The following is a 12,096-nucleotide window of genomic DNA, read 5'->3' on the forward strand; positions in this document are numbered from 1 at the left end:
CACGTCAGGCACTGCCACACTGGAAGCGGAGGCACGCCATGATCACGATGCGCATGCGGGGGTGGTCCCCTCGATGGCGTGCGCCCGCCGCCGTGGCCGCCGGGGCGCTGCCCGCCCTCGCCTTCCCGGCCCCCGCCCTCTGGTGGTTCGCCTACGCCGCCCTCGTGCCCTGGATGCTGCTGCTGCGGTCGGCCCCCACCGGGCGGCGGGCCGTGCTGGAGGGCTGGCTCGGCGGCGCGGGGTTCATCCTGGCCGTCCACCACTGGCTGCTGCCCAGCCTGCACGTGTTCCTGATCCCGGTGGCCGTGCTGCTCGGGCTGCTCTGGATCCCCTGGGCCCTGCTGGTGCGGGAGCTCCTCGGCGGGACCCCGTCGGCGGGCCGGGTCTGCTGCGCGCTCGTCCTCGTACCGGCGGGGTGGCTGCTGTCGGAGCTGGTCCGGTCCTGGCAGGGGCTGGGCGGGCCGTGGGGGCTGCTGGGCGCGAGCCAGTGGCAGGTGGCGCCGGCCCTGAGACTGGCCTCGGTGGGCGGGGTGTGGCTGGTCAGCCTGCTGGTGGTGGCGGTGAACTGTGCGCTGGTGCTGCTGATCGCGGTGCCGGGGGCGCGCATCCCCGCGGTGGCGGGGATGACCGGGTGCGCGGTGCTGACGGGGGCGGTGTGGGTGTGGGCGGCGCGGCCCGAGGAATCGGGCCGGCTGCGCGTGGCCGTCGTACAGCCCGGCCCGGTGGCGGACGGCCCGGACAGTGCGGAGCGGCGGTTCGACGTCGGTGAGCGGCTGACGCGGCCGCTGGCGGGGCAGCGGGTCGATCTGGTGGTGTGGGGCGAGAGCAGCGTCGGCGCGGACCTGACGGCCCGCCCGGACCTGACCCGGCGGCTGGCCGCGCTGTCGGCGGAGGTCGGGGCCCCGCTGCTGGTGAACGTGGACGCGCGGCGGGCGGACCGCCCCGGGATCTACAAGAGCGCGGTCCTCGTGGGCCCCCAGGGCCCCACCGGCGACCGGTACGACAAGATGCGGCTCGTCCCGTTCGGGGAGTACGTACCGGCCCGTTCGCTGTTCGGCTGGGCCACCTCGGTCGGCAAGGCGGCGGGCGAGGACCGGGTGCGCGGCGACCGGCCGGTGGTCATGGACCTGCCCGGCCGGACGGACGGACCCGGCAGGGTCCGCGTCGGCCCTCTGGTGTGCTTCGAATCGGCATTCCCCGACATGAGCCGGCGCCTCACCCTGGACGGGGCCTCCCTGCTCGTCGCCCAGTCGGCGACCTCCTCGTTCCAGGAGAGCTGGGCGCCGGCCCAGCACGCCTCGCTGGCCGCGCTGCGGGCGGCCGAGAACGGCCGCCCGATGGTCCACGCCACCCTCACGGGCATCAGCGTCGTGAACGGCCCGTCCGGCGCGCGGGTCGGCGCGGCCCTGCCCACCTCCGCGAGCACGGCGGCGGTCTACGAGGTGCCGCTCGCCCACGGCACGACCCTCTACGTCCGCTTCGGGGACTGGCCGGTGACCGCCGCCCTCGCCGCCCTGGCGGTGTACTGCGCGGTGGCGGGCAGCCGTTTGCTCAGGAGGCCTGCTCCAGAGCCGAGCTCACCACCCGCTCGCACAGCTCGTGGGTTCGCAGGGCGTCGCGGGCGCTGAGCGTGGTGCCCGCCGCCACCGCCTCCAGGAAGTGGTCGACGACCTGCTCGATGCCGCGCTGGCGGGCGACGGAGACCCAGTCCCCGCGGCGCCGCACGGTCGGCTGGCCCTTGTGGTCGATAACCTCCGCGAGGTTGACGACCTGCCGCTTGGTGTCGCGGCCGGACACCTCCAGGATCTCCTCGGTGGAGCCGGACAGCCGGTTCATGATGCCGAGGGCGGTGAACCCGGCGCCGGACAGCTGGAGCACCACCTGGTGCATCAGCCCCTCGCGCACCACCGCCCGGACGTCGAAGCGGTCGGCCTCGCCGGGCAGCAGGAACCGCAGGGTGTCGACGACGTGGATGAAGTCGTCCAGCACCAGCGTGCGCGGGTCCTCGGGCAGCCCGACCCGGTTCTTCTGCATGATGATCAGCTCGCGGGCGTGGTCGGCGCACTGCGCGTAGGCGGGCGCGAAGCGGCGGTTGAAACCGACGGCGAGGGAGACCCCGAGCTGCTCGGCCCGTTCCACGAGCTGCCGCGAGTGCGCGAGTTCGTAGGCGAGCGGCTTGTCCACGTACGTGGGCACGCCGGCCTCCAGCAGCCGTGTGACGATCTCGGGGTGGGCCACGGTGGCGGCGTGCACGAAGGCCGCGTCGAGCCCCTCGGCGAGCAGCGCGCCGAGATCGGTGTGCCGGCGCGCGGCCGGCACGTGGTGGGTGTCGCCGACCCGCTCCAGGGTGTCGGGGTTACGCGTCTGCAGGTGCAGTTCGATGCCCGGGCGGGTGGTGAGGACGGGCAGGTACGCCTTCTGCGCGATGTCGCCGAGTCCGATGCAGCCGACCTTCACCGGGCGCCTCCAGGTTGGTTCCTTGTGGGATTCCCGCAGCTTAATCCCTGGTGACGGGGGGCCCGGTTCGCCGAGGATGAGCCCCATGACCACCAGTTCAGGATCACATCGCAACGAACCCGCCACCACCGCCGACGAGCGGGACATGCTGGACGGATGGCTCGACTACCACCGTGCCACCCTCGTCTGGAAGTGCGAGGGGCTCCAGGACGAGCAGCTGCGCCGCACCCCGCTCGCTCCCTCCGAGCTGAGCCTCCTGGGCCTCGTACGGCACATGGCGGAGGTGGAGCGGTACTGGTTCCGGGAGATCATGCTGGGCGAGGACCTCCCCGAGCTGTACTCCACGAGCGAGGACCCGGACGGCGACTTCCACTTCCCCGAGGGGGCCACCTGGGCCGAGGCCGAGCGGGTCTGGCAGACCGAGGTCGAGCTGGCCCGCCAGGCCGCCGCGGGGCGTTCGCTGGACGCGGTCTCGCAGGCCGGGAGCCACCACCGCGGCGAGGTGTTCAGCCTGCGCTGGGTCTACACCCACATGATCGAGGAGTACGCGCGCCACAACGGCCACGCGGACCTGCTGCGCGAGCAGATCGACGGCGCCACCGGCGACTGAAGGCCGTCCCGGGCAGGCCTTGGGGCCCTGTCCGGCGGGTGGGTACGTCACCCGTGCGGGGTGAATATCGGCTCCGGGTTTTCGCAACGGGGTCCTCGCACAGCAGAGTTGCGCGAGTGCATCCAACCCGAACCACGACAACGCTGCTGCTCGGAGTCGCCTGCGCCGTCTCGGCGGTCTCCGGCTGTGTGAGTGTGAGCCCCGGATCCGTGCAGCCCGCGGCGGCCCCCGCCGCCGGGGTACCGCCCCGCCATGAGCCGCGCGGCGGGCCCGGTGCCGCCCCCGTGGTCGTCCGCGCGCCCGCCCTGGAGGCGCTGGAGACCGCCCCGGAGCGGCCCGCGGCACCGGCGGACCCCGCGCCCGCCCAGCGGTCCGCGCAGCGCCCCGTACCGGGCGGCTCCGGCGGGCCCGTACAGGAGGCTCCGCCGGTCCCGGACATCCCGGAGCCCCGGCGGGCCGCCGAGCCCGTCACCGGGCACCCGGGAGGCCGTCCGCAGCGTCCCCGGCGCGACGCCGAGGTGGAGCGTGAGCTGATCCGGAAGCTGCCGGTGCGGCCGGCCGATGTGTGCGCGCTGGGGCACAGGCACGGCCACTGGCGTCCCGACAGCCCGGAGGCCCGTATCTGCTCGGGCGTCCACGGGGACTGACCGCCGGCGGGCCCCCGGGGCCTACGGGGACTGCTCGGGGAAGGGCCTGGGTCCGGGACCAGGTCCGGGTCCGGCTCCGGGTTCCGCGGCCAGGCGCCGCTCCAGCCGGGCGATGGCGGCCCGTACGCCGTTCCCGTACCCGTCGTCGGACAGCGCTCCGGTGGCCGCGCGGGCCCGGGCCAGGTGGACCCGGGCCGCCTCGGGCCGCTGCAGTTTCACGTAGTCGGCGGCCAGGTTCAGGTGCAGGGACGGGTAGAACACGCGCATCGCCGGATGCGGCTCCCACCGCGCGGGCCGCCCGTCCTGGGGCGGCCTGGTCCCGGCCCGGTCGCCCGGCGGGTCGCCCGGCAGGTCACCCGGCACGTCGGCGGCGGCGGTCAGCGCCCGCAGGTCCCAGGCCAGCTCGTCGGCCGGATCGTCCTGGGCGTCGGCCATGTAGTGGGCCAGGGTGCAGCGGTGGAGGGAGTCCCCCTCCTCGCCGATCTCGGACCAGATCTCCCCGAGCCGGTTGCGGGCCTCCTCGCGGTCCCCGGCGTGCAGCAGGATGACCGCCTGGCCGATCCTGGTCATGACCGCGTCCTCCGACGCCTCCTGCTGCTCCGTCACGACGGCCTCCGGCTTGCTCTGCCAGACCTGCTCCGGTCTGATCATCTAGAAGCTAGCCGGAGGCACCGGCAATGGCGCCGAGGCGCGGGGGGACGTCAGCCGAGGTTCGGGATCCGCCAGTCGATCGGCTCATGTCCCTGGGCGGCGATGGCCTCGTTGATCTGCGTGAAGGGCCGGGATCCGAAGAACTTCTTGGCGGACAGCGGGGAGGGGTGCGCGCCCTTGACGACCACGTGCCGCTCCTCGTCGATCAGCGGGAGCTTCTTCTGGGCGTAGGCGCCCCACAGGACGAAGACGGCCGGGTCGGGCCGCTCGGACACCGCGCGGATCACGGCATCGGTGAACTTCTCCCAGCCCTTGCCCTTGTGCGAATTGGGCTCGGCCTCCCGGACCGTGAGCACCGCGTTGAGCAGCAGGACGCCCTGCTCGGCCCACGGCATCAGGTACCCGTTGTCCGGGATCGGCAGGTCGAGCTCCTCCTTCATCTCCTTGTAGATGTTGCGCAGCGAGGGCGGGGTCTTGACCCCGGGCTGCACGGAGAAGCACAGGCCGTGGCCCTGGCCGGCGCCGTGGTACGGGTCCTGGCCGAGGACGAGGACCTTCACCCGGTCGAACGGAGTGGCTTCCAGGGCCGCGAACACCTGCTCGCGGGGCGGGTAGACCGGCCCGTTCGCCCGTTCCTTCTCGACGAACTCGGTGAGCTCTTTGAAGTAGGGCTGGTCCAGCTCCCCGCCGAGGACGGGGAGCCAGGACTCGGGCAGCATCTGGGTCACGGCGACAACCTCCGGTACAAGTTCGTGCAACTGCTCCAGAACCTACCGGGGCCCACTGACAATGCGTCGGCCGCCCATGGCGGCCGACGCACCGGTGCCGGTCCTACCAGCTGGTCTTGCGGTAGAACTCCCACATCTGCATGACGGTCTGCGGGTCCAGCGCCCGCTCGGCGCCCGCGATGTCCTCGCGCGCCGCGACGTACAGCTTGCCCTGCCACAGGGGCAGCAGCCGGACGTCCTCGGCGAAGATCTTCTGGGCCTGCTCGAACTCCTGGACGCCCGCCGAGCGGTCGCCCTCGCGGCGGGACTTGGGCAGCAGCTCGTTCACGATCTCGGCGGGCTCGTACGGGGTGCCGACCGCGTTCTCCTTGCCGACGAACGGCGCGATGAAGTTGTCCGGGTCCGGGAAGTCGGGGAACCAGCCGCGGCCGAAGATCGGGTACTCACCGGTCTTGTAGCCGGTCTGGAAGGTCTTCCAGGGCTGGCTGCGCAGGGTGATCCGGAACAGCTGGCTCTCGTCCAGCTGCCGCTTGAGCTCGGTGAACTCGTCGGCGGTCGAGGCGCCGTAGCGGTCGGTGGTGTACCAGAAGGTCAGCTCGACCGGCTGGGTGATCCCGGCGTCCCTGAGGATCTTCTTGGCCTTGGCGACGTCCGCGGCGCCGTACTTGTCGTAGAAGGGCGTCTTGTGGCCGACGACCCCCTTGGGGACCATCGAGTACAGCGGCTCGGCGGTGCCCTGGTAGACCTTGGAGACGAGCGCACCGCGGTCGACGATCTGGGCGATGGCCTGGCGGACCGGGAGCTTGGCGACCTGGGGGTCCTTGGGGTTGAAGACCAGGTAGCGGATCTCGGCGCCGACGTTCTCGACGACCTGGACGCCCAGTGCGTGCGCCGCCGGGGTCTGGAGGTCGGTGATCTCCGGGGCCGACAGGCCTCGGTAGGTGGCGTCGATCTCCTTCGCCTTCAGCGCCGCGATCATCTTCGGCGAGTCCGCGAAGTAGCGGATGGTCACCGCCTTGTTCTTGCGGTTGGCGAAGCCGGTGTAGTTCGTGTTGCCGCTGAGCACCGCCTCGGCGCCGTCCTTGTACGAGTCGAGCACGTACGGGCCGGAGCCGGTGATCTTGTCGCCCTCGCGGACCTTGTCGGCCGGGTAGTCCTTCGGCGCGACGAGCGAGGCGGCGGGCGAGCCGAGGACGTACGGGAAGGTGGCGTCCGAGGTGTTCAGGTGGAAGACGACCGTCAGCGCGTCCGGCGTCTCGATCTTGTCGAGGGTGCCGAAGAGGCCCTTGGGGCCGACGTTGGAGCCGATGGTCTTGATCCGGTCGAGGGAGTACTTGACGGCCTTGGCGTCGAGCGGCTCGCCGTTGGAGAACTTCAGGCCCTTGCGCAGGGTGCACCGGTAGGCCTGGCTCGCCGCGTCCGTGAACTCGCAGCTCTGGGCCGCGTCGGGCTGGGGCTTGCTGGAGCCCGTCGGGAAGGCCAGCAGGGTCTGGTAGACGTTCCGGTACAGCTCCCAGGAGCCGTCCCACGCGGCCGCCGGATCGAGGGTGCTCGGTGTGCTCGTGGTACCGACGACGATCCTCTTCATCTCGTCGCCGTCGTCCTCCGACAGCAGGCCGCATCCGGCGAGCAGGGATATGGACGCAAGGGCCGCAGTGATCTGCAGGCATCTGGTCCGGTTGAACACGTGCACGCTCCTCGATCAGCCAGGGGTGCGGCAGACCCTACCGCAGTGCCCCACGAATCCAATGGGTTGGTTTCGTGAGGCACTTGACCGGTTCCGTGCATATTCGATACGCATTTACCTCCCTTTCGGAGGCACATACGTCCGATTATCGGTCAGTGGACTCCGGCATTGAGGAACATCCCACCATCGACGACAAGAGTTTGCCCGGTGATCCATTCCGCTTGTGCAGATGTGAGGAACGCCGCTGCCCCGCCGATGTCCTCCGGGAGCCCCAGCCGGCCGAGCGGATAGGCCGCCGCGGCCTCCTGTTCCCGGCCCTCGTAGAGCGCCTGCGCGAACTTCGTCTTGACCACCGCGGGGGCGATCGCGTTGACCCGGACCCCGGGCGCCATCTCGTGCGCGAGCTGCAGGGTGAGGTTGACCATGGCGGCCTTGCTCATCCCGTACGCGCCGATGAAGGGCGAGGCGGAGACGCCGGCGATGGACGCGATGTTCACGATCGCGCCGCCGTTGTCCTTCTGCCAGGCGTGCCAGGTCCGCTGGGCGAAGCCGAGCGCCGAGATCACATTGGTCTCGAAGACCTTCCGCGCGACCCCGAGGTCCAGGTCCGCGATCGGCCCGAAGACGGGATTGGTGCCCGCGTTGTTCACCAGGAAGTCGACGCGGCCGAAGGCCTCCATCGTGCGCTCGACGGCGACGGCCTGGTGGGCCTCGTCGTGCGCCTTGCCGGCGACACCGATCACCCGGTCCGCGCCGAGCCGCTCGACGGCCTCCTTGAGGGCCTCCTCGTTGCGCCCGGTGATGCAGAGCCGGTCGCCGCGGGCGACCAGCGCCTCGGCGACGCCGTAGCCGATGCCCCGGCTCGCCCCGGTGATCAGAGCGACCTTGCCGCTGTCGATACCGCTGTACGTCATGTCGTACGCCCCTGTCTCTCGTGGACTCGTCAGTTGAGCGGGCCGCCGGCCACGTACATGACCTGGCCGGAGACGAAGCCCGCGGCCTCGCCCGTGAAGAAGGCGATGGCGTTGGCGATGTCGTCCGGGCGGCCGACGCGCTGGACCGGGATCTGGGTGGCGGCGGCGGCCTGGAAGTCCTCGAAGCCCATGCCGACGCGGGCGGCCGTCTGGGCCGTCATCTCGGTCGCGATGAAGCCGGGGGCGACGGCGTTGGCCGTGACGCCGAACTTGCCGAGCTCGATGGCCAGGGTCTTGGTGAAGCCCTGCAGACCGGCCTTGGCGGCGGAGTAGTTGACCTGGCCGCGGTTGCCGAGCGCCGAGCTGCTGGAGAGGTTCACGATGCGGCCGAACTTGGCCTCCACCATGTACTTCTGACAGGCCTTCGACATCAGGAACGCACCGCGCAGGTGCACGTTCATGACCGTGTCCCAGTCGGTCTCGGTCATCTTGAACAGCAGGTTGTCGCGCAGCACACCCGCGTTGTTGACCAGGATGGTCGGGGCGCCGAGCTCGCTCGCGACGCGCGCGACGGCCGCCTCCACCTGCGCTCCGTCGGAGACGTCGCAGCCGACCGCGAGCGCCTTGCCGCCGGCCGCCGTGATGGCCTCCACGGTGTCCTTGCAGGCTGCCTCGTCGAGGTCGAGTACGGCGACGGCCCGGCCCTCGGCGGCCAGGCGTACGGCGGTGGCGGCGCCGATGCCCCGGGCCGCCCCGGTCACGATCGCGACGCGCTGCTCGGTGGTGGACATGCTGGATCTCCTCGCCCTAGAGAGGCGGCCGCCCAGAGGTGAGCAACCGCTTAGTAGCTTCAGCTGAGGAGACGCTAGGAGCCCTGGCACCCGGTGTCAACGCCACTCGATCCGGCCCCGCCTGCGTTTCGGGCGCGGGGGTGGGGGGGGGGGGGGGGCCCGGCCCCCCCCCCCCCCGGCCCCCGGGGGGGGGGGGGGGGGGGGGGGGGGGGGGCCCCCCCCCCCCCCCACCCCCTCAGCGGACCAGCAGGTCCAGCAGCCGCTCCACCTCCGCCGCCGGATCGGCCGTCAGGCCGGTGTGCACCGGACCCGGCTGCACCACGGTGCTCCGGGGGGCGATGAGCCAGCGGAACCGCCGCCCCGCGTCGTCACCCGCCGCCTGCCCCGCCTCGGCGCCGCCGCTGCACACGCCCTCGACCCCGCGCAGGGCGGCCCGTACCCCGGCCACATCGGCCCCGGGGTCCAGCGCGAGGAGCTTCGCCTCGTCGAGGTGGGTGCGCGCGGCGACGTACGTGTGCGCCCGGCAGTAGACGATCACACCGGCGTTGAAGCACTCGCCCCGTTCCATCCGGGGCACCACGCGCACCAGCGCGTACTCGAACACGTCCCGCTTGGTCACTCGATGTCGCTCTTCTTCTTGTGGGTCTTGTGGGGCCATTCCGGCAGGTGGTCGGTGAGCCAGCCGGGAGGTCCGGCAGGCGTCTTCACCTCGGCCTCCAGCGAGATCCTCTCGTGGATCGTGGCCGCGCGCGGCAGCAACGCCTCCACATAGGCGCGGCGCAGCGCGTCGGTGGAGTCGAAGCCCGGCTCGTCGACCAGCCACTCGTCGGGGACGTCGGCCGCGACCTCCGTGAGCAGTTCCTCGGTGACCAGCGGCGCGAGCGCGGCGGCCGCGGCGGCGATGTCCGGGCCCACGGGGGCCAGTACGTGGTCGGAGGCGCTGTAGGGCTTGGCGGCCGCCGCCACGGCGGTGGGCCAGTTGTGGTGCCAGATCATGGTGGCGCCGTGGTCGATGAGCCAGAGGTCCCCGTGCCAGACCAGCATGTTCGGGTTGCGCCAGGAGCGGTCGACGTTGTTGACGAGGGCGTCGAACCAGACGACGCGCCCCGCCTCGACCGGGTCCACCTGGTACGCGAGCGGGTCGAAGCCGATCGAGCCGGGCAGGTAGTCCATGCCGAGGTTGAGCCCGCCGCTGGCCTTGAGCAGCTCCTGGACCTCCTGGTCGGGCTCGCCGAGCCCGATCACGGGGTCGAGCTGCATCTGCACCAGCCGTGGGACCCTCAGCCCCAGCCGCTGGGCCAGGCGGCCGCAGATGACCTCGGCGACCAGGGTCTTGCGACCCTGGCCGGCTCCGGTGAATTTCATGACGTAGGTACCGAGGTCGTCGGCCTCGACGATCCCCGGGAGCGAGCCGCCCTCACGCAGGGGCGTGACGTAACGGGTCGCGATCACTTCGGACAGCATCCGCCCAGGTTACGGGGGTCAGGTCGCGGGAGCCCACTGCATGAGCAGCTCTTCGGCGGTGGTGATGGCGGCAACCAGTGCGAGGGAGTTGCGGATCACCTCGGCGGTGCAGGTGGCGGGCACCCCGGCGATGGCGTCGGCCGGGACCACCACCCGGTAGCCGAGGTTCACGGCGTCGAAGACGGTGTTGGGGATGGCGATGTTGGAGGAGACCCCGGTGACGACGAGGGTGCGGATGCCGAGATTGCGCAGCAGGGGGTCGAGGTCGGTGCCGGCCATCGGGGAGAGCCCGTGCAGCCGGCGGACCACCAGGTCCTGGCCGGCGACGACGATGGGCGCGGCGACCTCCACCGCCCGGCTCCCGGTCAGCTGGCGCACCGGCAGCCGCTCCGCGGCCCGGAACAGCCGGGCGTTGGTGTTCGCGCCGAGCCCGTCGGGCCGCCGCTCGGCGACCGCGTGCAGTACCTGTACACCGGCCCCGCGCGCGGCGTCGACCAGCGCGGCCACCCGTCCCAGCATCCCCGAGTCCCGGGCCTCCTTGGCCAGCTCCGGCAGCGCGCTCTCCTCGCCGACGACACCGTTCTGGCACTCGACGGTGAGCAGCGCGGTGGTGGCGGGATCGAGATCCGGCATGGCTCCCCCTGGCGTGGCGACGGAAGAGCCCTCATGATTCCTGACACCTAGTCAGATGTGAAGGGGTGCAGGACGGATGGACGTGGACGGGGCACGAACCGGAACCTCGCAGCGGCGGGGCCGGCGCATCATGATGAGCGACGCGGAAGTGGACTCCTTCCTGCGTGAGCAGAAGACCTGCCGGGTCGCCACGGTCTCCCCCGGCGGGCGCCCGCACGTGGGCGCCCTGTGGTTCGCGTGGGACGGCGGCTCGCTGTGGCTGTACTCGATCACGCGCAGCCGCCGCTGGTCCGACCTGAGGAAGGACCCGCGGATCTCGGTGGTCGTGGATTCCGGCGAGTCGTACGACGAACTGCGCGGGGTGGAGCTGTCCGGCAGTGCCGTCTTCGTGGGCGAGGCCCCGCGCACCGGCGAGCCCTGCCCCGAGCTCGCGGAGGCCGAGCGGATCTTCCCGGTCAAGAACTTCGGCATCGAGGAGATGCCGCACGACGGGCGGCACGCCTGGATCCGGCTGACCCCCGACTCGATCGTCTCCTGGGATTTCCGCAAGCTGTAGGCGGCCACGGAACGGCGGACCTACCGCAGTCCGGCGGCCGCCTGCCGCAGGGCGTCGACCGCGGCTCGGATGGAGGGCCGGCGGTCGGCGTCCGCGCGCCAGACGGCGTACACGTGGCGCCGTACGCTGTCGCACACCGGCAGCAGCCGCACGCCCGGCGGCACCGGGCCGCGGCCCAGCTTCGGCGCCACGCACACGCCGAGTCCGGCCTCCACGAAGGCCAGCTGGGTGTGGTGCTCCTCGGCGATGTGGGCGATGCGCGGCTCGATGCCCGTACCGCGCAGGGTGAAGACCAGCCACTCGTGGCAGAACTGCCCCTCGTTCCAGGAGATCCAGTCGTCGTCGCCGCATTCGGCGAGGGAGATCCCGGACCCCGCGGAGCCCCCGGCCCGGTCGGCCAGCCGGTGGCCGGCCGGGACCGCGATGTCGACGGTGTCGTCCAGCAGGTGGGTGCGGGTGAGCTCGGCGGGCACCGGCATCCGCTTGTTGTGCCAGTCGATCGCCAGGGCCAGGTCGAGGTCCCCGCGCACGACGGCCGCCATGCTCTCCTCGGGCTCCTGCTCACGCACCCGGACCCGCAGCTCCGGATGTCCGGCCCGCAACCCGGCCAGGGCCTGGGGCAGCAGCCCGCGCATGGCGGTCGGGAAGGCTCCGATCCGCAACTCGCCCACCGCGCAGCCCCGCTGGGCCTCGACGTCGGCCTGGGCGAGCTCCACCTGGGAGATGATCCGGGCGGCGTGATCGGCGAGCAGCCGCCCGGCGTCGGTGAGCCGGACCCCGCGCCCGTTCCTGGCCAGCAGCGGCTGTCCGACCTCGCGCTCCAGCTTGGCCAGCTGCTGGGACACGGCGGAGGTGGTGACGTGGAGGCCGTCGGCCGCGCCGCTGACCGAGCCGTGGCGGGCGAGGGCGTCCAGGGTGCGCAGGCGCTCCAGGTTCAACATGTAAGCAATGCTACGGC

Annotated in this window: 14 protein-coding genes; 4 read left to right on the plus strand and 10 right to left on the minus strand. The window is 72.1% G+C overall.

The genetic code is table 11. The features are described from left to right. Positions 1–38: 38 nt before the first annotated feature. On the plus strand, positions 39–1,628 hold the full coding sequence (gene lnt / locus ACFY0D_RS29995; RefSeq protein WP_390801145.1) for an apolipoprotein N-acyltransferase: 1,590 nt from the start codon (positions 39–41) through the stop codon (positions 1,626–1,628). On the opposite strand, the gene ACFY0D_RS30000 is transcribed toward lnt, so the two are convergent. Beyond that, positions 1,552–2,457, minus strand: a complete 906-nt coding sequence (locus ACFY0D_RS30000; protein ID WP_390801146.1) for a Gfo/Idh/MocA family protein — start codon at positions 2,455–2,457, stop codon at positions 1,552–1,554. The genes lnt and ACFY0D_RS30000 overlap by 77 nt on opposite strands. An 85-nt stretch (positions 2,458–2,542) precedes the next feature. Between ACFY0D_RS30000 and ACFY0D_RS30005 the strand changes: the two genes are divergently transcribed. Both ACFY0D_RS30005 and ACFY0D_RS30010 read left to right on the plus strand, forming a co-directional pair. Beyond that, positions 2,543–3,067 (plus strand): DinB family protein, encoded by a 525-nt coding sequence (locus ACFY0D_RS30005; protein ID WP_390801147.1) that lies wholly within the window; start codon positions 2,543–2,545, stop codon positions 3,065–3,067. A gap of 116 nt (positions 3,068–3,183) precedes the next feature. Continuing rightward, the gene (locus ACFY0D_RS30010) at positions 3,184–3,714 is read left to right on the plus strand and encodes a hypothetical protein (protein ID WP_390801148.1); all 531 of its coding nucleotides are present in this window, start codon (positions 3,184–3,186) and stop codon (positions 3,712–3,714) included. 21 nt (positions 3,715–3,735) lie between these two features. Here the strand turns inward: ACFY0D_RS30010 and ACFY0D_RS30015 are convergent, their stop codons facing one another. The 8 genes from ACFY0D_RS30015 to ACFY0D_RS30050 all read right to left on the minus strand — a co-directional run bounded on the left by ACFY0D_RS30015 (position 3,736) and on the right by ACFY0D_RS30050 (position 10,582). Next, positions 3,736–4,320: a hypothetical protein gene (locus ACFY0D_RS30015; RefSeq protein ID WP_390801175.1), complete on the minus strand. Its 585-nt coding sequence runs from the start codon at positions 4,318–4,320 to the stop codon at positions 3,736–3,738. Positions 4,321–4,415: 95 nt separating this feature from the next. Further along, positions 4,416–5,084: a uracil-DNA glycosylase gene (locus tag ACFY0D_RS30020; protein ID WP_030009790.1), complete on the minus strand. Its 669-nt coding sequence runs from the start codon at positions 5,082–5,084 to the stop codon at positions 4,416–4,418. Between the two features lie 112 nt (positions 5,085–5,196). Continuing rightward, positions 5,197–6,780 carry an ABC transporter substrate-binding protein gene (locus ACFY0D_RS30025; protein WP_390801149.1) on the minus strand — a complete coding sequence of 528 codons (1,584 nt, stop codon included), beginning with the start codon at positions 6,778–6,780 and terminating at the stop codon, positions 5,197–5,199. A gap of 152 nt (positions 6,781–6,932) precedes the next feature. Next, entirely contained in the window at positions 6,933–7,694 is a 762-nt protein-coding gene (locus tag ACFY0D_RS30030; protein ID WP_030770413.1) for an SDR family oxidoreductase, read from the minus strand. A gap of 29 nt (positions 7,695–7,723) precedes the next feature. Continuing rightward, positions 7,724–8,485 carry a 3-oxoacyl-ACP reductase FabG gene (fabG, locus tag ACFY0D_RS30035; protein WP_327734427.1) on the minus strand — a complete coding sequence of 254 codons (762 nt, stop codon included), beginning with the start codon at positions 8,483–8,485 and terminating at the stop codon, positions 7,724–7,726. Between the two features lie 235 nt (positions 8,486–8,720). After that, complete coding sequence (locus ACFY0D_RS30040) at positions 8,721–9,104, minus strand: DUF3037 domain-containing protein (protein ID WP_030009794.1); 384 nt, start codon at positions 9,102–9,104, stop codon at positions 8,721–8,723. Beyond that, positions 9,101–9,949: a HipA family kinase gene (locus tag ACFY0D_RS30045; protein ID WP_390801150.1), complete on the minus strand. Its 849-nt coding sequence runs from the start codon at positions 9,947–9,949 to the stop codon at positions 9,101–9,103. The genes ACFY0D_RS30040 and ACFY0D_RS30045 overlap by 4 nt, the downstream gene beginning before the upstream one ends. An 18-nt stretch (positions 9,950–9,967) precedes the next feature. Beyond that, the gene (locus tag ACFY0D_RS30050; RefSeq protein WP_390801151.1) at positions 9,968–10,582 is read right to left on the minus strand and encodes a cysteine hydrolase; all 615 of its coding nucleotides are present in this window, start codon (positions 10,580–10,582) and stop codon (positions 9,968–9,970) included. 130 nt (positions 10,583–10,712) lie between these two features. Between ACFY0D_RS30050 and ACFY0D_RS30055 the strand changes: the two genes are divergently transcribed. After that, complete coding sequence (locus ACFY0D_RS30055; RefSeq protein WP_390801176.1) at positions 10,713–11,138, plus strand: pyridoxamine 5'-phosphate oxidase family protein; 426 nt, start codon at positions 10,713–10,715, stop codon at positions 11,136–11,138. Positions 11,139–11,158: 20 nt separating this feature from the next. On the opposite strand, the gene ACFY0D_RS30060 is transcribed toward ACFY0D_RS30055, so the two are convergent. Next, positions 11,159–12,079 carry a LysR substrate-binding domain-containing protein gene (locus ACFY0D_RS30060; RefSeq protein ID WP_390801152.1) on the minus strand — a complete coding sequence of 307 codons (921 nt, stop codon included), beginning with the start codon at positions 12,077–12,079 and terminating at the stop codon, positions 11,159–11,161. Between the last annotated feature and the right edge of the window lie 17 nt (positions 12,080–12,096).

This window comes from Streptomyces sp. NPDC001502 (genome assembly GCF_042894785.1).
Lineage (GTDB): Bacteria > Actinomycetota > Actinomycetes > Streptomycetales > Streptomycetaceae > Streptomyces > Streptomyces kutzneri.